The 22,200-nt window shown below is 40.4% G+C and carries 21 protein-coding genes and 1 tRNA gene; 10 read left to right on the forward strand and 12 right to left on the reverse strand.

All coding sequences use genetic code 11. The annotated features are described in order from the left end of the window. Positions 1 to 122 precede the first annotated feature (122 nt). The 4 genes from AWW68_RS00050 to AWW68_RS00065 form a co-directional block, all read right to left on the reverse strand. Complete coding sequence (locus tag AWW68_RS00050; RefSeq protein ID WP_068215308.1) at positions 123 to 746, reverse strand: gluconate 2-dehydrogenase subunit 3 family protein; 624 nt, start codon at positions 744 to 746, stop codon at positions 123 to 125. A gap of 3 nt (positions 747 to 749) precedes the next feature. Next, complete coding sequence (locus AWW68_RS00055; RefSeq protein WP_068215309.1) at positions 750 to 2,501, reverse strand: GMC oxidoreductase; 1,752 nt, start codon at positions 2,499 to 2,501, stop codon at positions 750 to 752. 173 nt (positions 2,502 to 2,674) lie between these two features. Continuing rightward, the gene (locus AWW68_RS00060) at positions 2,675 to 2,896 is read right to left on the reverse strand and encodes a DUF2795 domain-containing protein (RefSeq protein WP_017732842.1); all 222 of its coding nucleotides are present in this window, start codon (positions 2,894 to 2,896) and stop codon (positions 2,675 to 2,677) included. 105 nt (positions 2,897 to 3,001) lie between these two features. Further along, complete coding sequence (locus AWW68_RS00065; protein ID WP_068215311.1) at positions 3,002 to 4,234, reverse strand: DUF349 domain-containing protein; 1,233 nt, start codon at positions 4,232 to 4,234, stop codon at positions 3,002 to 3,004. A 103-nt stretch (positions 4,235 to 4,337) separates the two neighbouring features. Between AWW68_RS00065 and ettA the strand changes: the two genes are divergently transcribed. Beyond that, the gene (ettA, locus tag AWW68_RS00070; RefSeq protein WP_068215313.1) at positions 4,338 to 6,020 is read left to right on the forward strand and encodes an energy-dependent translational throttle protein EttA; all 1,683 of its coding nucleotides are present in this window, start codon (positions 4,338 to 4,340) and stop codon (positions 6,018 to 6,020) included. Further along, entirely contained in the window at positions 5,971 to 6,717 is a 747-nt protein-coding gene (locus AWW68_RS00075) for a hypothetical protein (RefSeq protein ID WP_068215315.1), read from the forward strand. The genes ettA and AWW68_RS00075 overlap by 50 nt, the downstream gene beginning before the upstream one ends. Here AWW68_RS00075 and AWW68_RS00080 read toward each other — a convergent pair. After that, on the reverse strand, positions 6,701 to 7,105 hold the full coding sequence (locus tag AWW68_RS00080; RefSeq protein WP_068215317.1) for an OsmC family protein: 405 nt from the start codon (positions 7,103 to 7,105) through the stop codon (positions 6,701 to 6,703). The two genes, AWW68_RS00075 and AWW68_RS00080, sit on opposite strands and share 17 nt — an antisense overlap. A 57-nt stretch (positions 7,106 to 7,162) precedes the next feature. Here AWW68_RS00080 and AWW68_RS00085 point away from each other — a divergent pair, with 57 nt between their 5' ends. The 4 genes from AWW68_RS00085 (at position 7,163) to AWW68_RS00100 (ending at position 9,868) form a co-directional block, all read left to right on the forward strand. Beyond that, positions 7,163 to 7,891 carry a hypothetical protein gene (locus AWW68_RS00085; protein WP_068215318.1) on the forward strand — a complete coding sequence of 243 codons (729 nt, stop codon included), beginning with the start codon at positions 7,163 to 7,165 and terminating at the stop codon, positions 7,889 to 7,891. 68 nt (positions 7,892 to 7,959) lie between these two features. Further along, a complete protein-coding gene (gene lipA / locus AWW68_RS00090; RefSeq protein WP_068215320.1) occupies positions 7,960 to 8,847 on the forward strand; it encodes a lipoyl synthase in 888 nt (295 codons plus the stop codon). An 86-nt stretch (positions 8,848 to 8,933) separates the two neighbouring features. Next, positions 8,934 to 9,293 (forward strand): PadR family transcriptional regulator, encoded by a 360-nt coding sequence (locus AWW68_RS00095; RefSeq protein WP_245660192.1) that lies wholly within the window; start codon positions 8,934 to 8,936, stop codon positions 9,291 to 9,293. Further along, positions 9,290 to 9,868, forward strand: a complete 579-nt coding sequence (locus tag AWW68_RS00100; protein ID WP_068215324.1) for a hypothetical protein — start codon at positions 9,290 to 9,292, stop codon at positions 9,866 to 9,868. Before AWW68_RS00095 ends, AWW68_RS00100 begins: the two co-directional genes overlap by 4 nt. 68 nt (positions 9,869 to 9,936) lie before the next feature. On the opposite strand, the gene gcvP is transcribed toward AWW68_RS00100, so the two are convergent. Further along, positions 9,937 to 12,843, reverse strand: coding sequence for an aminomethyl-transferring glycine dehydrogenase (gcvP, locus tag AWW68_RS00105; RefSeq protein WP_068215327.1), 2,907 nt, complete (start codon positions 12,841 to 12,843; stop codon positions 9,937 to 9,939). A 183-nt stretch (positions 12,844 to 13,026) separates the two neighbouring features. On the opposite strand from gcvP, the gene AWW68_RS00110 reads away from it, so the two are divergent. Both AWW68_RS00110 and AWW68_RS00115 read left to right on the forward strand, forming a co-directional pair. Continuing rightward, positions 13,027 to 14,517: a M28 family peptidase gene (locus tag AWW68_RS00110; protein ID WP_068215329.1), complete on the forward strand. Its 1,491-nt coding sequence runs from the start codon at positions 13,027 to 13,029 to the stop codon at positions 14,515 to 14,517. Between the two features lie 127 nt (positions 14,518 to 14,644). After that, positions 14,645 to 15,571, forward strand: coding sequence for a DUF1835 domain-containing protein (locus tag AWW68_RS00115; protein WP_068215331.1), 927 nt, complete (start codon positions 14,645 to 14,647; stop codon positions 15,569 to 15,571). On the opposite strand, the gene AWW68_RS00120 is transcribed toward AWW68_RS00115, so the two are convergent. Together AWW68_RS00120 and AWW68_RS00125 are read right to left on the reverse strand one after the other, a co-directional pair. Then, on the reverse strand, positions 15,561 to 16,433 hold the full coding sequence (locus AWW68_RS00120) for a DUF4097 family beta strand repeat-containing protein (protein ID WP_068215332.1): 873 nt from the start codon (positions 16,431 to 16,433) through the stop codon (positions 15,561 to 15,563). The two genes, AWW68_RS00115 and AWW68_RS00120, sit on opposite strands and share 11 nt — an antisense overlap. Positions 16,434 to 16,489: 56 nt before the next feature. Further along, positions 16,490 to 17,800 carry a DEAD/DEAH box helicase gene (locus AWW68_RS00125; protein WP_068215334.1) on the reverse strand — a complete coding sequence of 437 codons (1,311 nt, stop codon included), beginning with the start codon at positions 17,798 to 17,800 and terminating at the stop codon, positions 16,490 to 16,492. Between the two features lie 65 nt (positions 17,801 to 17,865). On the opposite strand from AWW68_RS00125, the gene AWW68_RS00130 reads away from it, so the two are divergent. Further along, on the forward strand, positions 17,866 to 19,203 hold the full coding sequence (locus AWW68_RS00130; protein WP_068215341.1) for a dihydroorotase: 1,338 nt from the start codon (positions 17,866 to 17,868) through the stop codon (positions 19,201 to 19,203). Between the two features lie 72 nt (positions 19,204 to 19,275). Continuing rightward, positions 19,276 to 19,351 (forward strand) — tRNA-His (locus AWW68_RS00135). 130 nt (positions 19,352 to 19,481) lie between these two features. Here AWW68_RS00135 and AWW68_RS00140 read toward each other — a convergent pair. The 4 genes from AWW68_RS00140 to AWW68_RS00155 all read right to left on the reverse strand — a co-directional run bounded on the left by AWW68_RS00140 (position 19,482) and on the right by AWW68_RS00155 (position 22,200). Continuing rightward, positions 19,482 to 21,023, reverse strand: a complete 1,542-nt coding sequence (locus AWW68_RS00140; protein ID WP_068215342.1) for a type IV secretory system conjugative DNA transfer family protein — start codon at positions 21,021 to 21,023, stop codon at positions 19,482 to 19,484. Further along, positions 21,020 to 21,202, reverse strand: a complete 183-nt coding sequence (locus tag AWW68_RS00145) for a hypothetical protein (RefSeq protein WP_068215343.1) — start codon at positions 21,200 to 21,202, stop codon at positions 21,020 to 21,022. Before AWW68_RS00145 ends, AWW68_RS00140 begins: the two co-directional genes overlap by 4 nt. Positions 21,203 to 21,294: 92 nt before the next feature. Further along, the gene (locus AWW68_RS00150) at positions 21,295 to 21,564 is read right to left on the reverse strand and encodes a helix-turn-helix domain-containing protein (RefSeq protein WP_068215346.1); all 270 of its coding nucleotides are present in this window, start codon (positions 21,562 to 21,564) and stop codon (positions 21,295 to 21,297) included. A gap of 42 nt (positions 21,565 to 21,606) precedes the next feature. Then, complete coding sequence (locus AWW68_RS00155; RefSeq protein WP_068215347.1) at positions 21,607 to 22,200, reverse strand: hypothetical protein; 594 nt, start codon at positions 22,198 to 22,200, stop codon at positions 21,607 to 21,609.

Genomic DNA, 22,200 nt, shown 5'->3' on the forward strand with positions numbered 1-22,200 from the left:
ACATATCAGTATAAAAAACAGAAATACTTTCTTAAAAAATGGCCTAATGCAGCTCATGACAGGCTAATTTAAACAAAAAACCCCGACAAAAGCGTCAGGGTTTTTCGTTCGATTTATGATGATCACACACTAGACCAAAGCTTTTGCCCTGGTTCGTATGGAAGACATCCTTCATATTTTACCGGAATAGGGTCGTATGGCAATACTGTTTCGCCTACTAATTCGCTGGTAAAGTAGCTGCGGAAGGTTGAGTCTACCACCTGAGTTACAAAGTAAGTCTCTAAAAACTCACCTGATTTCTCTCCCTCATCGCGCATACCGTTTCTGAGGTTCTGAAGAATTTCAGGGTTTTCGTCATACTTCTTAAAATACTCATTGATAGCTGCTGTAACCTGTTCGGTTGTAGCTTTATTGAATTTCACTTCTTGATTGGCATCGAAATTCTTCACAAAGATTTCCATACCATCTTTAAAATAACCTACCTCTCTATCTGTTCTTAGCGCAGACAAGGCCTGGTCGATGTGATTCGCCACTCCGGCTTCAGTAGCCCCTGGAGTTGTTGTTTTAGGGCAAATACCTTCACATATCTTTTCTAACTGAGCTGCTTGTTCGGCAGTCATAGCTACAGGAACCCAATCAACCGTAGGTTGAGGAGAACAACTTTGCAGTGCTCCAAACAACATACTGGAAGAAAATATGGCTGCTGAGCCGAAACCTAAGTTTTTAAGTGCTTCTCTTCTTTCCATGGTTTACAGTTTTCCTTTTTTCAATTGATCTACCGCATAATTTGCTGCACGTGCAGTAAATGCCATATAAGTTAATGACGGATTCACACAAGAAGCAGAAGTCATAAATGCTCCATCTGTCATGAACACATTCTTACATTCGTGTACTTGGTTCCACTTGTTCACTACAGAAGTTCTCGGGTCTCTACCCATTCTTGCAGTTCCCATTTCGTGAATTCCTAAGCCCATATTAGGACCGTTATCGTAAGTATAAACGTTTTTAAAACCGGCTGCTTCTAGCATTTCTGCACCTGCTGCTGCCATATCTTTTCTCATTTCATACTCATTCTCATGGAAGTTGGCCGTATCAAATCTCATTTGAGGTAGTCCCCACTGATCTTTGTTGTTCTCGTCTAGATACATATAGTTTTTATGCTGCGGAAGAACCTCTCCAAAGCCCATAAAGCCCATTGTCCATCCTCCTGGCTCCATTAATGCATCTTTGATATTTCCGCCAACACGCCCAACTCTCATTTCGGCTATGTTTCGGCCCCAGCCTTCTCTAGAAGCAGAACCTTGATAACCGTAACCTCTTACGAAGTTCTTCATGTTTGAGCTGCCCCCTAGGTTTCTGAACCTAGGAATATAGATTCCATTAGCTCTTCTTCCTTTATAATACTTGTCTTCGAAACCTTCTACAGTCGCACCTGCGCCAACACCTAAGTGGTGGTCCATAATATTATGACCTAGCTCACCGCTGTCATTACCCAAGCCATTAGGGAATCTATCTGATTTAGATTGAAGCAAAATACCAGCTGAAGCAATGGCAGAAGCACATAAGAAAATTACTTTGGCATAATACTCTGTAGACTCTTTAGTATTCTGATCAATGGCGCGTACACCAATAGCTTTGCCTGTGCTAGCATCGTACATTACCTCATGTACAATAGCATCTGTTTTAACAGTTGCATTACCCGAGGCCATTGCTGCAGGAAGTGTAGAAGATAAACTTGAGAAATAGCCACCGTAAGGGCAACCTCTCATACATCTGTCTCTAAACAAACACTGAGCCCTTTGACCAGGATTTTTATGGTCTGGCTGATTTACTGAAAGTGGTTGTGTTAAGTGAGCTGTTCTACCAATGGTTACCCACCTGTTGTTCCACTTGCTTTCAACTGCTTTTTGAAATTCCTGCTCAACGCAGTTCATTTCCATTGGAGGCAAAAATTGACCATCAGGCAATTGCTTGAAACCTCTGTTTTCTCCACTCACCCCTATGTATTTCTCTACATAGTCGTACCATGGTTTAATATCTGCGTATCTCACTGGCCAGTCTACACCAAAACCGTCTTTAGCATTGGCCTCGAAGTCGATATCACTCCATCTGTAGCTCTGACGCCCCCAAGTGATAGACCTTCCTCCTAGGTGATAACCTCTCATCCAGTCGAAACGTGAGTCTTCTTGATATGGGTGCTCACTGTCTTTTACGAAGAAATGACGATGCGCTTCTGCAGTGGTGTACCCAGTTCTGTTTTGTTTAGGGTAATGTTCCTTTATGACATCTGGAGGGGTAGTACCTCTATTAGGTAAATCCCAGGTGTCCATAGTAGCAGTGTGATAATCCTTGATGTGTTCGATTTTGCGACCACGCTCAAGAACAAGTGTTTTGAGGCCATTTTCACTCAGCTCTTTAGCTGCCCAGCCCCCACTAATTCCTGAACCCACCACAATAGCATCGAAGGTTCTCTCCTGCTTTGCTTTAAGGTTTAAATTCATTTTGAATTACTCGTTTGAATGTCAACAATGTTTTTACAATCCAGCGCGAATGTGGATAGAGGAGTAATATAAGGAGAAAGTTTAAAAAAAACAGAAGGGTATTCTATGGGGCGGTGGTTGCCCAAGAGGGGTGGTAAAGAAAAAAGCCCCGCAAATGCGAGGCTTAAGATCTTTTAATATTCGTCTTCGTTGAAGAAGAAATCTTCTTTAGTAGGATAATCCGGCCAAATTTCCTCAATATTTTCGTACGGCTGACCGTCATCCTCTAGCTCCTGTAGGTTTTCTACAACTTCCATCGGAGCTCCAGAACGGATCGAAAAGTCGATCAATTCATCTTTAGTGGCCGGCCATGGTGCATCTTCTAAATACGATGCTAATTCAAGTGTCCAGTACATTTCTCTTCTTTTTTATTGGCGTGCAAAAGAATGGAATAAATATTTAAAATTCAAATGCTTAGACTCAATTTTTTATAGCTATTTCTGGTCGATCAAAAACCTTGCTTATCCTTGATTTTGAGCACTTTTAAGTTGCTTCAACAACTCTCTTTTAATCTCAACTTTGCGCTTTTGCTGTTCTAGTTTCTGATCGAGCAAACTATCGAGTCCTTTAGCGGTATTAAATTTCTCCACATTCAATTCAAACGTCTTTAGTTCATTTACGTCACGATTAAGCAAATCGTATAACAGCTTAATGCGTAACTTATCTCTTTCTTCTGGTGAAATGCCTTTTTTGGCTTTTTTGTTCAAAAGCTGGTTCAAAAATATTTTTTCACTCAACATGCCTGACACCCGCATAAAAGATTCATTGAGTTCGGGGGTTACACTTTTCGATGTAAAACCTATGCTTTTCCAGTCTTTTCGTACTTGGTTCAGGTTTACCTCGGGTACTATTTGCTCATTGAGCTTCTCTAAACTCCCAAGCAGCTCCCTTTTTGACTTCTCGTTTTCTTCTGCCGATGCCTTTTTATTAGACTGACTCTTTTTAGCCTTATTAAATGCGCTTTTTAGCACACCTTGAAACTCGTTCCAAAATGCTGAATGCTTTTCTGGCTTTATTTTACCTAAAGCCTTCCACTCTTCCATCAATTGCTTTTGAACATCTCTAAGCTTAGATGCATCTGAATTAGCTAAGGTTTTAGAAGCCTTCTCAACAAACTGAGCATAATCGGCTTCCTTTTCTTCCATCATCTTTTCTAACTCAGCATAGAACTCGGCCTTTCTTTCAAAGAATGAATTTGTCAATTCTTTAAACTCTCCTTCTATCCTATCCCTATGCTCAGCATCTACTGCGCCAGTCTTAATCCATTTTTGTTGGATTTCCTTAACCGCAGCGGTGGCAGACTTCCATTCGTGACTTTTGGCTACCACCTTTAACTCTTCCAATAAAGCTGTCTTTATCTGAAGGTTTTTATGCCTGTTCTGAATGATGTATTCATTGAGCTCGCCTTCAATAGTCGTTAGGGTAGTATGCGCGGCTTCAAAGTCTCCTAAGGCATCTAACTCTGAGAGACCTTCTTTCAGGTTGGTCACCTTCATTAGATAAGAACCTTTATTAGATTGGTTTTCCACCTTTTCTTTTATCTCCTCAATTTCCTTTTCCAAAGACTGAAACCTCTCTGTAAAGTACTGAAAAGTTGACTCGTCATTTTCCTTAACGACCCCTATTTCCCTTTCAGGAAAATCTAGAAAGGCATTCCTAAATACTTTCCCTTCTTTTATGTAACCGTATTCCACTGATGTTATATCTAAAAAGCTAAGAGGCCGAAATTAAGTAAATCATTTTAGGGCACTCAAAAGGAGCCCATTTTTTAGCATATTTGAACCTAAATTTTCCAATATGAGCGATCAGAAGATCATCTTTTCAATGGCAGGGGTCAATAAAGTCTACCCTCCACAAAAGCAAGTACTTAAAAATATATACCTATCATTCTTCTATGGTGCCAAAATTGGTGTCTTAGGTCTTAACGGTGCAGGTAAGTCTTCACTTTTAAGAATTATTGCAGGGGTAGATAAAAACTATCAGGGCGAAGTGGTGTTTTCGCCAGGCTACTCTGTAGGAATGCTAGAACAAGAGCCTAATCTAGACCCAGAGAAAACAGTAAAAGAAGTGGTTGAAGAAGGCGCGGGAGATGTAGTTGACCTATTGAAAGAATTTGAGGAAATAAACCTAAAGTTTGCCGACCCGGATGTGCTTGCCGATGGCGACAAAATGAACAAGCTTATTGAAGACCAAGCGAGAGTTCAAGACCTACTAGACCAAAAGAATGCTTGGGAGTTAGATAGCAGACTGGAAAGAGCGATGGACGCTCTAAGAACACCTCCTGCTGATGCTAAAATCCAAAACCTCTCTGGAGGAGAGAAAAGGAGAGTTGCACTTTGCCGCTTGTTAATTCAAGAGCCAGATGTTCTTTTACTAGATGAGCCTACTAACCACCTAGATGCAGAGTCTGTACATTGGTTAGAACAACACCTTAAACAATATAAAGGAACCGTAATAGCGGTAACTCACGACCGTTATTTCTTAGATAATGTTGCGGGCTGGATTTTAGAACTAGACCGTGGAGAGGGTATTCCGTGGGAAGGAAATTATAGTTCATGGCTAGAGCAAAAACAGAAGAGATTAGCTGATGAAGAGAAAACAGAATCTAAAAGACAGAAAACCCTTCAGCGAGAGCTAGAATGGGTAAGAATGTCTCCTAAAGGCAGGCAATCTAAAGCTAAAGCCAGACTGAGCGCCTACGATAAGCTTTTGAGCCAAGAAGGAAAGGAAAGAGAAGAAAAGCTGGAATTGTACATTCCGGCTGGACCTAGATTAGGCAGTAAGGTAATAGATGCTAAAGGCGTTTCTAAAGCGTTTGGAGATAAACTCTTGTATGAAAATCTGGAATTCTCACTCCCTCAAGGAGGAATTGTTGGTATCATTGGTCCTAATGGAGCTGGTAAAACCACTCTTTTTAATATGATTACCGGAAAAACAGAGCCAGATGCAGGAACATTTGAAGTTGGTGAAACAGTAGAGATCGCTTATGTAGATCAGGAACATACCAAGCTAGATCCTAACAAAACGGTTTGGGAAGTTATTTCAGAAGGTAATGAACTGATAACCCTTGGAGGGAAACAAGTTAATTCAAGAGCCTATGTTAGCCGCTTTAATTTTGGTGGAAGCGATCAAAACAAGAAGGTTTCGGAGCTTTCTGGCGGTATGCGTAATCGAGTACACCTAGCACTAACTCTTAAACAAGGAGCCAACTTGTTGCTGCTAGATGAACCTACTAACGACCTAGATGTAAACACACTTAGAGCGCTAGAAGAAGGCTTAGAGAATTTTGGTGGCTGTGCGGTAATTATCTCTCACGACAGATGGTTCCTTGATAGAATTTGTACCCACATCCTTGCATTTGAAGGTAATTCTCAAGTATATTGGTTTGAGGGTAGTTACTCAGAATACGAAGAGAATTACAAAGCACGCAATGGCAACAAAGAACCTAAAAGAATTAAATACAAGAGCATTCCGAGTTAACAAGAGTCTAAGAAAGTGTCTGGCAACTATGGTGTTCATTGGTTTCCAGACACTTCAATTAAACGCTCAAGTATTAGAAGAAATCAACCTTAATGCAGTTGTACAGAGGTTAAAAATTATTGAAGCTCCTGAATGGGAAGCTCCCGAAAGTTTCGGTGAACATTATCGCAAGCACCTATACCTTACAGAAAAACCAATAACTATTGTAACGTATGAGGGCGATACTACTAGTGGTTATTTCCTGTATAATTTAAAAACTGAAATATTAGAGGACCCTTCCTCTGGAAGACTATACCCATTTAATGTAGTAAGGTATTTCACTTTAGAAGAGGGAAGCAAGGAATCTAGATTTTCGAATCTAACTGAGTTCAATCCAAAATCTAAATTTGGAGGCTTTGTCCTAGACTGGGATTGCTCCAAGAACATCAAGACAAAATTCCAGCTATCATTTGAGTCATACGAAGGTAGCGTTGACGGCTTTCAAAAGTTCAACGGAAAAGTCAACGTAATTGAAAAAACCTTAATAAAAGTTCAGGGTCGCATAATTGAACTACCAGAACATAAAAACGAACTCATAGACTTGTTTCCAAATGTTCGGCAAAGACTAAAGAAATTTCTTCGCTCAAATAAATTGAGGATTCAGAAAAAGGAAGACTTATGCCAAATTGTGGATTGGCTCTCTAAAAATGAAAACTGATTTCCTGCTTTAGTTCTGGGTGCAAGCTTAGAGCAACAGGACAGTTAAGACCTATCTCTTTTATCCATTCTTTTTGCTCATCATTCAAAGGACAATCATCCCAATAAAAGTCGACTTTTAAGGCAGCAATTCTCCTCGGGTTAGCAGACATCACTTTCTCTGTTGCCAAGTGCATTCCAGACATATCGAAGCCTTTCTTCTCACCTGCTATTGCCATAACGGTCATCATACAAGCTCCCAAAGCTGTAGCCACCGTATCTGTAGGGGAAAAGGTTTCTCCTTTTCCATTATTATCTATTGGGGCATCTGTTTGATACGTATTCTTAGATTTAAGGTGAACAGAAGAGGTTCTTAAGCCACCCAGATATTTGCTCTCTACGGTTTTCATAAACTATCAACAATAAAATTTCGTTACTTTAGCAACACTTCAAAGCTAGCGTCAAAATTGATACAGTTCCTTAAAAAATCTATTTTTCTCTTACTCGCTTTCGGCTTAACCTCTCAGGCATACAGCCAACAGATACGTCAATACATAGATGAAGACTATCTAACAGAGAATGTTTTTGGCATAGTTAAAACCACCAATGGCGGACTAATTAGTGGCTTATATTTTCGACACTCTAAATTCTTAGGCAACGACAACCTTTCTAATTGGGGCATTGAATTGGTTAACATTAGACACCCTAGAGAAGCAAAAGAAACTACATTTACTGGCAGTTCATTTGTTTTTGGAAAGTCTAATTACTTAGTAAGCATAAGACCAACCTACGGGAGAGAGAAAATCTTGTTCAAAAAAGCTCCTCAACAAGGCGCTAGGGTGACAGGTCTTGTAGCCATTGGCCCAGCTATAGGTATGGAAATCCCATACTATATTGAAATTTCTCAAAACCAAAAAGAGCAGTACGACCCCAATAATAATCAACATGCAAGACCTTTTATAGTGGGCAATGCTGGTCCTTTTAGAGGATTGGGAGAAACTAATTTTGTACTGGGCGGTCATGCCAAAGCTTCACTAACCTTTGAAACTAACTCCACCAAACGGAGAGTATTTGGCGTAGAAGTAGGCTTTACGGTAGACGCCTTTACTAGAGAAATAGAAATAATGCCCTTAGCAGACAATAAAAGCATTTATTCTGCTGCATTCTTTGCCATTTATTTTGGCAAGAGAAACTAGTCTCACTCACCCTGTTTATTTGGAACCTTTGCCTTACCTTTGTGTTCTTATAGTCGGAGGAACGATCAATGATTGAATTACCAGTTGTAAGCAAACCAGTTGAAGAGAAAAAAGGCAGACGAAAGCCTGATTGGCTTAGGGTTAAACTTCCTATTGGCCCAGAGTATGCCAAAGTGAGAAAGCTGGTTGACAACCACAAACTTCATACAATTTGTGAGAGTGGAAATTGCCCTAACATGGGAGAATGCTGGGGAGCAGGAACAGCTACATTTATGATTTTGGGAAATGTTTGTACCAGATCATGTTCATTCTGTGCTGTGGCCACTGGCCGTCCGCCCGAGTATGACGAGCAAGAGCCTAAACGCGTAGCAGAAGCTATTAAATTAATGGGTGTAAAGCACGCAGTAATTACTTCTGTAAACAGAGATGAACTAAAAGATAGAGGTGCCGAAATTTGGTATCAAACTGTAGTTCAAACTAAAGAACTCAGCCCTTCTACTACCATAGAGACTCTTATTCCTGATGTTAAAGGCAATTGGGATGCTCTTTATAGAATGATAGACGGTGGACAAGAAGTAGTTTCTCACAATGTTGAAACCGTAAAAGAACTTTATCGCCCAGTAAGACCACAAGCTAAATACGACCGTAGTATTGAGGAACTGAGGAGAATTAAAGAATACGGGAAAAGATCTAAAACTGGAGCCATGCTTGGCTTAGGTGAAACGGACGATCAGATTTTCCAAATGATGGATGACTTGGTAGAGGTTGGCTTAGACGTTTTAACTTTAGGCCAATACCTTCAGCCTACAAAAAGGCACCACGAGGTGATAGAGTATGTACATCCAGATAAGTTTGCTTTCTTCAAAGAAGAAGGTGAGAAAAGAGGAATTAAGTACGTAGAGTCAGGACCTTTAGTAAGATCGTCTTACCATGCCGAAAGACATGTGCATGTTTAGATTTTAGTACCGAGTACATAGACATTAGACAATTATGGAGCCGCGTTTTGCGGCTTTTTTATTGTCTATTTGCAATATATAGAATTATGATGTATTATTGTTCTATGTATTCTCGTGAATTATTAAAAGGTATTCTCAGACCCATCATTCTAAAACTCTTAGCGGACAACGGAAAGATGTATGGTTATGAGATTGTTCAGCACGTAAAGGCTAGCTCCGAAGGAAAAATACTCATCAAGGAAGGTTCCTTATACCCGAGTTTGCATGCTTTAACCAAAGAAGGTTATCTGCAAACTGAATCGATCAATGTGGGAAACCGGCTTAGGAAGTATTACAGTCTAACCGAAAAAGGTAAGGCTGTGGTAAATCCAGCTATCGAAGAAGTGATGGACTTTCAGACCACTTTGGCTTTGTTATTCGGTAAATCAAAAACGTCCGTGTCATGACTGAACACCATGTACAACACATTAAAGACTACCTGAAATCTCAGGGCTTTAGCGACTTTGAACTGATGGATGACCTGACCGATCATCTGGCAACGGAGATTGAGTTCTCTATGGACAGCGAAAAGCTGGATTTTGAAACGAGTTTTGAGAACGCCAAACAAAAGCTTCTTCCAGACTTTCCCTATCAACTCGAAAGAGATTTAAAAATTTTAACCACCCCAAAACACAATATCATGATGAAGAAAATAGCATTTATTGGAGGGTACTTGAGTGCTCTCTGCCTTACAATCTCAATCTTATTTGGAGTTTTATCTCACCAAGAAAAAACAGACGCCAATAGTTATAGAATATTAGTAGATACACAAAACAAAGCAAACCTTTTGATTGGTGAAAAGTATGATAACGAATGGAAGGACTACCTATCGAAAATGGAAGATTCTCAGTTAAATATAATTAGAAAGTCAAAGCTATTTCAATCGTTTTTGGCCCTATCAGCACTAATTCTCTCACTTACATACCTTCCCTATCGATTCTACAATGGCTACCAAAAGAGCCAACTAGAACTAGTGGCATAAAACAAAATAGGCTGTCCCGAACTCTCGAGACAGCCTTTTTAATAACTAGCTTCTTATATAAAACTAACTTAAGCCATAGCTTCCTCTTCCTGATAATCAGAAACTGGAATACAGCTACACATTAGGTTTCTATCGCCATAGGCAGAATCAATTCTGGCTACAGTAGGCCAGAACTTAGCCTCTTTTACAAACTCTGTAGGGTAAACTGCCTTTTCTCTAGAATAAGGCTTCTCCCACTGACCTTCAAGCACCATAGCTGCTGTGTGTGGAGCGTTTCTCACCACATTGTCATCTTCATCAGCTATACCATCAGCAATTTCCCTGATCTCTTGGCGAATACTCAACATAGCATCACAGAACCTATCTAACTCTACTTTAGACTCAGACTCTGTTGGTTCAATCATAACTGTTCCAGCTACTGGGAATGAAACTGTAGGAGCGTGGAAGCCATAGTCCATCAATCGCTTGGCGATATCTTCAACCTCAATATTCTGAGTTTTGAAGTCGCGACAGTCTACAATCATTTCGTGAGCACATCTTCCATTTTTACCAGAGTAAAGAATCTTAAACTCTTTCTCCAATCTAGCCTTGATGTAGTTAGCGTTAAGGATGGCAATCTTGGTTGCATTAGTCAAGCCTTCTGCACCCATCATGGCTATGTAAGCATATGAAATAGTAAGAATACTGGCACTTCCCCATGGAGCTGATGAAATAGAACTAATTGGCTGGTCGCCACCTGTAGTTTCCATCACCGCACTGTTTGGCAAGAAAGGAGCTAAGTGCTCTGCCACACCAATTGGCCCCATACCAGGACCTCCTCCACCGTGAGGAATACAGAATGTTTTATGCAGGTTTAGGTGACATACATCGGCACCTATCAATCCTGGGCTTGTCAACCCAACCTGAGCATTCATGTTGGCACCGTCCATATAAACCTGCCCACCATGATCATGAACGAGCTTACAAATATCAACAATACTTTCTTCGAACACTCCATGAGTAGAAGGGTAAGTCACCATTAGACAAGAGAGGTTTTCGCTGTGCTGCTCAACCTTTGCCTTTAGGTCATCCATGTCAATATTCCCTTTCTCATCGCAGGCTACAATCACTACCTTCATACCAGCCATAACTGCAGAAGCAGGGTTTGTACCGTGAGCAGAAGAAGGAATAATGGCAATATTTCTGTGCTCCTCTCCTCTGCTTTCATGGTAAGCTCTGATTACCATTAAGCCAGCATACTCACCTTGAGCACCTGAGTTAGGCTGCAATGACACATCATAGAAACCAGTGATCTCACTCAACCAGTCTACCAAGTCATTGAACATCATATGGTAACCACGAGTCTGATATTTTGGTGCGAATGGGTGAATATCACCGAACTCAGGCCATGTAACTGCTACCATTTCCGAAGTAGCATTCAACTTCATAGTACAAGAACCCAGAGAGATCATGGAGTGAACCAATGACAAATCTTTATTCTCAAGCTTCTTGATATATCTCAACATTTCATGCTCTGAGTGGTATTGGTTGAATACCGGGTGAGTCATGAAGTCAGACGTTCTTTCCAACTCAGCAGGCCACTCTATAGAAAGGTTGGCTGCCTCGACATCTAAGTCGAAACCCATCACCTGACCAGTAGCTTCAGCAAAAATGTTTAGCAATACCTCAACATCTTCTACTCTGGTGGTTTCATCTACAGAAATACCTAAATCTCCAGATTCAAAGTATCTGAGGTTGGCCTGATTTACTTCAGCAATAGTTTTGATTTTATCAGCGAGAGCAGAGTCGCACTCAACTCTCAAGGTATCGAAGTAGATATCGTTCACTTGGTTGAACCCTAAGAACTTCAACCCTCTGTTCAATAGCTTGGCGAAGCCATGAATTTTAACGGCAATATGCTTAATACCTTTTGAACCGTGATATACACCGTACATTCCGGCCATTACTCCAAGAAGTACCTGTGCAGTACAGATATTAGAAGTTGCTTTCTCTCTTCTAATGTGCTGCTCACGAGTTTGGAGAGCCATTCTGTAGGCTTTATTGCCTTCTCTATCTATAGAAACCCCAATGATTCTACCAGGAATCTGACGCTTAAACTGATCTTTTGTAGCAAAGTATGCTGCGTGAGGACCACCATAACCCATAGGCACACCAAATCTCTGGGTAGTACCTACAACGGCATCTGCACCCATTTCACCCGGAGGGGTTATTAGTGCCAAGGCCATTAGATCGGCAGCAAAGGTTACAAACACATTGTTCTCGTGTGCGCTTTCTACAAACGAACGATAGTCTATTACTTTTCCATCGCCAGAAGGATACTGAACCAATACACCATAAAGGTCTTCTCTAGTAAGATCTAGTTCAGCATAATTTCCAATTTCCAGATCAATACCGAAAGGCGTTGCACGCGTTTTGAGTACATCAATGGTTTGAGGGAAGGTATTTTCATCTACAAAGAATGTATTCGCATTCTTCTTATCTTTTTTTCTTTGACCAGCAAACATGGCCATTGCTTCTGCCGCAGCCGTACCTTCATCTAGCAAAGAGGCATTGGCAATTTCCATAGCAGTGAGGTCCATTACCATAGTCTGGAAATTGATCAAAGCTTCTAAACGGCCTTGAGCAATTTCTGCCTGGTAAGGGGTGTATGCAGTATACCATCCTGGATTCTCAAGAATATTTCTCTGAATAACTCCAGGTACAATGGTATTGTAGTAACCCATACCAATGTAAGACTTGAATATTTTGTTCTGAGCTGCTGTGTGTCTCAGGTCTTTCAGAAATTGAAATTCCGATTTAGGAAGCGGAAGATTCAGGGGCTCTTTCATTCGAATTCCGGCAGGTACCGTTTCGTCAATTAGAGCATCAAGGCTCGATGCACCAACCACCTTTAGCATTTCGCTAATCTCCTGCTGATCAGGACCATTGTGGCGGTCTTCAAACCTTTGAGTTTTTCTTAAATCAATTTTTGTCATATCTCCAGTTCTCGTTCGATTTACTTCTCGCAATTGTGCTGCAAATGTAAGTTACAAGGCTCTGATTTCCTTACATATCCATAGCAAAAAAACCCAACCGAAAACAGAAGTGTTTGAGGCTAGATTTTAAAAAAACGTTAGTTTTAGCCCACTAAAAAATTCAAACATATAATTGTTATAAGAATGAGGAGATTAAAGTTGTCCCTAATGGGGCTTGTGATGACAGCTCTTGCTGTTAATGCACAAGATAAGACGGCTGTGAAGTATGCCAATACTATCACTCCAGAAGACATGAGAGCCAAGCTTTCTATTTTGGCTTCTGATGAATTCGGTGGAAGAGAAACCGGAACTGAAGGTCAGAAAAAAGCTTCTAGATTTTTAGAAGAATTCTACGAAAGAGTAGGCTTAGAAGGCCCAGTAGACGGAACATACCGCCAGAAGTTCAACATGTATCAGTCAGATTGGTCAGATGTTTACATCAAGACTAGATCTGGAAAGAAAATTAATGGTACTGACTTCATCTTTACTGGTAATGCAAACATGGCTAAAGAAATGAAGCTAGATGCAGTATACATTGGTAAGGGTAGCAACATTGCCGACATGGACCTAAACGGAAAAGTAGCTGTTTCTTCTTCTGGCGACAGAGAATTGATGGGCAAGCTTGCTGAAGCTGGTGTTAAAGGCGTAATGATTATGGCTGCTGATGATGAGCAGTTCAAGCAAACTGTACCAAGACAGGCCAGAAGACTACTTTTGGGTAGATTAAGATTCGACAAAGAGAATGGTGGAAACGAAAGCATGACTTTCTACACTACTCAAGAAATGGCTGCTGAGATTTTCAGGTCTTCTAAGGAGAAACTTGCTGAAAATGCCGAAACTCCTGACAACATTAAAGAAGGTTCAGTAAGACTAATGGTGAAAGAAAAAATCAATGTTATCGACACTGAAAACATGGTAGCTTTCTTAGAAGGCACAGATCTTAAAGATGAAGTATTGGTTATCTCTTCTCACTTCGACCACATTGGTCAGAATGAGGATGGAACTGTGATTAATAACGGTGCCGATGATGACGGTTCTGGAACTACTGGTGTAATGGAAATTGCTGAGGCATTTGCTCAAGCTGCTAAAGAAGGTAACAGACCTAGAAGAAGTATTCTTTTCTTAAACGTAACTGGTGAAGAAAAAGGCCTATTGGGTTCAGCTTATTATGCAGACAATCCTTTGTTCCCAATTGAGAACACTGTTAACAACCTTAACATTGATATGATTGGTAGAGTTGACCCAGAGCACGAAGAGTCTGGCAACAGAGATTATGTTTATGTAATTGGTTCTGAGAAGCTTTCTAGCCACTTAAAAGTGATATCCGAATTCGCGAACATCACTTACACCAACATTGACTTAGACTACAGATATGACGATCCGAACGATAGAAACAGATTCTACTACCGTTCTGACCACTACAACTTCGCTAAGAAGGGTATTCCAATTATCTTCTACTTTAATGGTACTCATGCCGATTACCACAGACCAACTGACACCGTTGACAAAATTGAGTTTGACGTAATGGCCAAAAGAGCCCAGTTGATCTTCCATACTGCTTGGATTTTAGCTAACAGAGATGCTAGAACTCCAGTAGACCGTCAGGACGATATGGACTACAACTCTAGAGACTAGTTTTTTAACAGTTTTTTAAAATAACAAAACGTCATTCCCAACTTGATTGGGAATCTCCAGATAGCTTTACTAAACTAGCTGGAGATTCCCGTCTTCAAGGGAATGACGTTTTGTTAAACGCTTTTTTATGGCAGATAGCTTACACATACTCAACGGAGATAGCACGCTCCAACTTTTTAAGCAGACGACAATCGAGGGGGAAACCTTTGTTTGGCGAGAGGTATTAGCAGAAGGCCCCGTTCATTCCGACTTCAACTCAGAAGACTTCTGGAACCAAAGAAGAGCTTTTATTACTCAATCATTTGACACAACTGTTGAGCAGTACAACCAAGACGTTTATCTACCATTTAAGAAGCTTAGCTCCCAACTGAGTCAATATTCCGAAATAGTGCTTTGGTTTGAATACGATCTGTTCTGCCAGATTAATATGATGGCCCTGATACAGTATTTGGGAGAAAAGCGTGAACCAGGCCAGCAAATATCTCTGGTGTGCTCTGGTAAAATTGATGATTCTGAAAAGCTTTATGGCCTTGGAGAACTGAGCCCTAAACAATTAGCAGATCAACTACAGCAAAAGCTTAAGCTCAATACTCGAGAGTTTGAATTTGCCAAAGATGTTTATCAGGCCTACTGTTCTGCAAATCCGAACAACCTTTTTACTTACACCATAATGCCTTCAGATGAGTTTCCGTACTTATCTGATGCACTGAATGCACACTTCAGGAGGTTCCCGAACAGCATTTCTGGGCTTTCAGAGATTGAACAAACTATAGTAGACCTAGCAACTGAAGGAGTGAACAACCACCATAAACTTATAGGCCGAATGCTCAGGTGGCAGAAGTATTATGGCTTCGGAGACCTTCAGTATTTCAACACTTTAAATTCTCTGAAAGGGTTATTTTCTGATTACGAGAAGCTCAAAATAAAAACAGAGCCCGAATTGAGCTCTGCTATTCAAAATCTTGATAGGAATATGATATTAGGAGGAGCCTCATTAGCCGAGTGGCAATTTGATCCTACCTCTGAAGAACTAATCCCTTCAGCTAGCGCTTAGAAAATCTAACACGCCCATCATTCACCCTAACATCTACATCAGCTTTTCCTCCAGCTAATGATAGAGTAACTCTATGATCCCTTTCTTCTTCAATCTTGAAAGCACTACCGGAAGAAACTCGGCCATCGTCTTTAGAAACATAGAACCTTCCACCTCCGCTGAGCACCACAAAGTCAATTCTAGCATCGTCTGAGGTAATCTCGTAAGTACCATCATCGGCCAAACTTGTTTCTATAGAAACATTAGCATCTTCAGTCTCAATGTCTACTCTGGTAAAAGCACCGTTTCTAACATCTAAATCGCCATCCTCGTTTTCGATCATGAGTTCACCCAGTCCTCCATCGAGCCTTAAGTCGCCATCTTCAATTCTTACCTCTATACTTTCGGACTTCGTATCCAAAAGTTCAATATCTCCATCTTCCACGCGCATAGAAATTGACCCATCAACGTTTTTGATCACGTAATCATCGTCTTCCCCCTCAATTTTCAGACCTCCAGACCTAGGCATTTCAATGGTTATGCTGTATTCCGTTCTGAAAGAACCAATACTAAACCTGACACTACCTGACCTTCTCTCTTTAATTACTAAGTCTCCGTTTACTTCTTCAACGTTTACAGTGAAGTTTCTACTACCAGACCTAATTCCATTGACATATTCAATTCTATCGATCTTCACGTGAACATCAGATCGGTCGGACCCTGTAATTCTTACGTCTGCGTCTTCTGAGTTTAAATGAATAATGCCATTGGCACTTAGGGCGTAGGCATCATCTAAGTGAAATTCGCCTTCTTCTTGGCCCTGAACTTGAGAAAATGAGAGTACTAGCGCTGCTAATGCGCTAAAAAAGATTCGTTGTTGCATAATATTTGAGTTTGAGTTGTTAGCCAATTTAGCAAATTCTGAAAACAGAAGGAACACTACCTTCTTCCTCTCTTATTTCGCTTCTTACCCTTGCTGCTATTAGATGGCTTATCGAACCGTTTTTTCTTCTCATGAAAAGCGCCCTTAAAGGTTGGATCCATTTTCTTTCGAATATTATCCATGGTTTTGGCCATTTCTTGCTGTTCCTCAAAGGGAGTTTTCTCAATAGTAACGTCTGCAGGAATTGTTTTCCTTGGAATATCTTGCTGAATGATTTTCTCTATACGTGGCACATGATGCATCTCCAACTCATTGGCAAAGGTTATTGCCATCCCTTCGTTCTCTGCACGACCCGTTCTACCAATTCTATGTACATAGTCTTCATACACCAAAGGCAAATCGAAATTAATAACGTGAGAAACCATAGAGATATCCATACCCCTAGCGGTTACATCGGTAGATACCAACACCCTGATATCTCCTTCCCGAAACTCATTTACAGCATTAATTCTACTGTTTTGCCCTTTATTAGCATGTACAACACGTACGGGGCCGAGCTCTTTTCTATCGATATACTTGGCAATAGCATCGGCATTAGACTTGGTCTTCACGAACACAATAACCCGGCTAAACTCTTCCTGATTGAGGAAGTGAATGAGTAAGTTGATTTTAGTTTTGAAGTTGGGCACCTCGTATAAAACCTGCTCAATAGTTTCTGCTACTGTGGCTTGAGGAGCTACCTCAATTCGCTGCGGAAAAGCCAGAAATTCTTCGGTAAGCGTAACCACTCTATCTGCCATAGTAGCCGAAAAAAGCATGTTTTGCCGCTTTCTAGGCACAACCTCCAATATCTTTCTAATCTGAGGCAGGAACCCCATATCCAGCATTTTATCGGCCTCATCCAGAATCAGAGTTTTGATTTGCTTAGGCATAATATGGCCTTTCAGATACAAATCCATAAACCTACCCGGTGTACTAATGAGCAAATCTACCCCAGCTTTAACCTCCTCAATTTGAGCTTTAGGCCCTACTCCTCCATACAGAGCAGCCATTCTCAAATCGGTATACTTGGCCAACGCTTTGAAGTTATCCGCTATCTGCAACACCAATTCGCGAGTTGGCGCCAAGATTAAAGCCCGAGGATCGTTACCCTGAGCATACTTAATCTTCATAATTAGTGGAGCTACAAAGGCGAGCGTTTTACCGGTTCCAGTCTGTGCAATACCAAATAAATCGTGCCCAGCAGTAGCTACTGGCACCACCTTAGCCTGTATCTCGGTTGGCCTTTCAAAGCCTAAGTCGTCAATAGCATTCAGAATCTGCCTATTCAACTTTAAATCTTCAAATAATTGAACTTCTGCTGCCATTTTAGATGGATTCCTGTTTGTTTTGCTTTGCAATTACGTTAAACCCTCAAGTAAAAAAAAGCACTATGGCATCTACACTTATTCTGAACGGCACCATTGTGAATGAAGGCAAAGTAACTGAAGCTGACATTCTTATTGTAAACGACCGAATTGAGCAAATTGGCTCAGACTTACAACAGTTAAAAGCAGACAAAGTAATAGACGCCAAGGGACTACATATTTTACCAGGGCTGATTGATGACCAAGTACATTTCCGTGAGCCAGGGCTAACTCACAAAGCAGAAATTTACACCGAATCTAAAGCTGCAGTAGCTGGAGGCATTACTTCTTTTATGGAAATGCCGAACACGGTTCCGAACACTCTCACCCAAGATTTGTTGCAACAGAAATACGATGTAGCCGCACAGAAGAGCATAGCCAATTACAGCTTCTTTATGGGTGCTTCGAATGACAACATTGACGAAGTACTCAAAACTGACCCGAAAAAAGTGTGCGGGGTAAAGATATTTATGGGTTCATCTACTGGAAATATGCTAGTAGACAATCAGAAAACACTCGAAAACATTTTTAGAAACTCGCCTACTATTATAGCAACCCACTGCGAGTCGGAAGAAATAATTAGAGCAAACACTGCTAAAGCCAAGGAACAGTATGGCGAAAATGTCCCTATGGGAATGCATCCAATTATCAGAAGTGAAGAAGCTTGTTTTGCTTCATCTTCTGAAGCCATAAAACTAGCGAAGAGCACTGGAGCTAGACTTCATATTCTACATATTTCTACAGGGAAAGAAACGCTTCAGTTTGACAACAGCATTCCTTTGAAGGATAAGAAAATCACATCGGAGGCATGCGTACACCACCTTTGGTTTAGCGACTCAGACTATGCTGAAAAAGGTAGCTTCATAAAATGGAACCCAGCAGTGAAAACAGCTGAAGACCGTGAAATGATAAGAAAAGCTGTAAATGAAAACAGAATAGATGTTTTAGCAACAGACCATGCCCCTCACACTTTAGAAGAAAAGCAGAATGCTTACTTCTCGGCACCTTCTGGCGGGCCTTTGGTTCAACACAACCTACCAGCATTGTTAGACCTATACCATCAGGGAGTTTTTAGCTTAGAAAAAATTGTAGAAAAATCTGCCCATGCTGTTGCAGACTTATTCGATGTAAGCGAAAGAGGCTATCTAAGAGAGGGATATTTTGCCGACATAGTTTTAGTAGACCTCAATAAGAGCTGGGAAGTAACTAAAGAGAACCTTCTGTACAAATGTGGCTGGTCTCCATTTGAAGGTCATCAGTTTAAAGCTAGCGTAGAAAAAACCTTTGTAAATGGTAACTTAGTTTACGATGCAGGGCAAGTAATTGAAGGCACTTTAGGTAAGAGACTTACTTTTTCTAGATAAATCGAAGTTTGGTATTTGCAAATTCATTTCCTTGCTTTACCTTTGCACACCCAAACACGAAAGGTGTTACACGGTGGTTGTAGTTCAGTTGGTTAGAACGCCTGATTGTGGTTCAGGAGGTCGTGGGTTCGAGTCCCATCTTCCACCCTTGATAATGAGACAGTTACGAAAGTAGCTGTCTTTTTTATTTCTCTTCGGCGTGCTTTCGGCGTGCTTTTTTATTTTTGAAATATACGTTCAAATGCTCTAAACGCTATTTTCGAACTATACGCTAACCCCTAATATACGCTCGATTTTTGATTGAATTGGACAAGAGCAAAGTTGCGCTTGTCGTGTCCCCAGACTTTCCCTGCTTTAAAAACAATCGTTTCAACGATGTAATTATTACTCTTACGCCCAGTTTTTAGGACCGTAAATTGCTCTGGTGTTACACGGTAATACATTTGCTGATTTTTGGTTTTACTCACTTCATTTTTGTGACTGATGCTAAGATTTTCCATGTCAATCATATGCTTTCCAATCATGTTTGATGCCCAAATATTTGTGTCATGATTGTCATTGGATGCGAAAAATTTGAGATTAAGATTTCCTAATAGACTTTTCGTTTTTGCATCGGGCTGATCATTCCCCATGACAAACTGAATGTTGTTTATGTTTTGAGTGATATAAACGGTCGCAACCATTGAGCTTCTTGCGGTTGCTTGAAACTGAGCATCCGTTTTATGTGTACATAGCTGTTGATACTCATCAATCCATAATCCAACAGGTCTAGGGTTCGTTTCTTCTTCGACATCGCGCCTCTCCATGGCGGCTTGGAAGGTGGTTTTGTAAATTGTAGCCGCATATATACCCGCAATACCAAATTCTTTTAACGCGAAATCAATGATCACGATCTTTCCCTTTTTATAAATGGTCTCAGGTAGAAGCTCATCACTAATACCGTTTGTGAATTGATCTCTTAAGATGCCTTTATTTAGAAACGGCTCAACTATACCCATAAAGCTTTCAAGGATGATACTGGATGTTTTTTCGCCAATTTTGGGGAATTCTCGCAGCCAGTATTTCATGATCATATCGACATCTTCTTCGTCATTTTTTGTGAAGGACTTATTTGAAATATTGAGTAATACCTGCAAGAAATAACTCGTCTCAATCCACTCTTCTAACTCGTCTCGAGCTTGTTCTCTTTTGACAGGATCAATACCTTCATCTGAAGCCATTGCCTCTAGGCGCCTATATTGTTCCGGTTCATCTCCTTTAAGGCAGTTTGATGCTAAACGTCTCAGATTAGATATACTAACTTCTTCACCTGCATAGAGGAGGGTATTAATGCCTTTGCTACAAAAACGTCTAAGAGACATATCCCAAAAGCGTTCATCCTTTCCTCCACCTCCACCGGAGAGGTAGACTCTGTTTTGTTCATTTAAGGCCATCAAAGACTCAACGGCATTTAGAATGTCACCAGCACCTTCGCCTTGCCTTTTCATTTCATATTCAAGCATATTGAATTTTAGTCCGCTTGATTTATTGAAAATGACGACATCTTCTTTTCTATGAGGTGCAGCTTCTTCGATATAGCTCAGCCATCTTTTCTTCTCGTCTTTTTTCACACATAAAATACACATGCCATAGCCACTCTTGAGCATGGCATGTCCTATGTGGCGACCAGCGCCACTGGACTTACCACTTCCGGTGGATCCAGTCACTAGAGTGCCTTCTAAGCTATCTGCCCATGTGATGGCAGTATTTGTGCCTGGAACTTTATAGAGAATTTGATCTAGAGGGTCGTTCTTCTCTTCTTTTTTTGAAAACAACTTCATGGCTCTCTTTCTTTAGATTTTTCAGGAGCTTTACTGGAATGACCATCTGGTGGTGTAAATCGAGAGAGTTTCCTTAATCCTCTACTCTTAATGGGTATTGCATTTTCCTTTTTGAAAAGCTGAATACGATCTTCAAAGGCTTGCTTTTGAATCTGTGGTTCATTCTCAGGAGAAACCATATCCTAAATTAAATGAGGCATATATTTACAAAGGCGATCCACTCTCTCATAAGCTTTTTTGTACTCCTCGGTTTTTCTTAAATCTTTCATCATCAAAATGTGTCATTTGCTTTACTTTCCAAAAATTCCTGAATAGAAGAGGGGTCATAGAGAATGATTTTCTTACTCGGCTGAGAGTATCTAATCTTTCCTTCATCACGATACCTTTGAAGCGTTGAAGTAGACTTAACACCAAGTTCTTTCATTGCCTCTTCTGGCGTGAGCCACTTGTTCTCCTTTTTTGATAGTTTCTCGCTCATGCGTTCCACCACACGATCAATCAACTCAAAAAAAGCCTCTTCTTCAATCAGTATTACTTTCATAGCTCCACGCTTTTGAATGTTGTTTTTTTAGTTAGTCTTCCATCATATATTTCTATCCATACCCCTGTTTTCTCTGGCCTTTTGCGGACTGGAATTTTCCAACCCTTTACTTGGTCCTGAGAAATATTTTCTAAGATTTTTATTTCTCTTATTTGAAGGTGATAGTTCTGTTTTCTTTGGTGTTTGGTTCTTATTGTATTCTTGTTTTAAAAGAGAGGGCTGTTTCTTTATGGCCAACTCATCTTTATTAGCCTTTTTCGGGCTTTGGGCTTCATAGGATTTGTTGTTCCCGTTGAATTCCTTACCAAGATTTTGATGCTTTCTATATTCACCTTTAGCTTCTTCTATGACCTGATCTCTAATTTTTTGATCAAGATCTTCTCGGTATCTCTTTATCGATTCATAAGGTGCGTGGGGAAGACCAGACCTTACACCTAAGGCAAAATTTATATCTGACTTTGATCGAACATTTTGTTGCTCTTTGAGCTGATCTAGATATGAGTTTTTAATCTTTTGAATTTTAAAGAATTGTTTCTCTCCACCTTGGCTGTAGAGGTCTAGCTTTTGCTGTAATTCAGCATCAGTTAAATTCTTCTCTATCCTTACACTATGCTTTTTATCCTTTAATCCTTTCAT

The sequence above is a fragment of the Roseivirga spongicola genome (assembly GCF_001592965.1).
Classification (GTDB): domain Bacteria; phylum Bacteroidota; class Bacteroidia; order Cytophagales; family Cyclobacteriaceae; genus Roseivirga; species Roseivirga spongicola.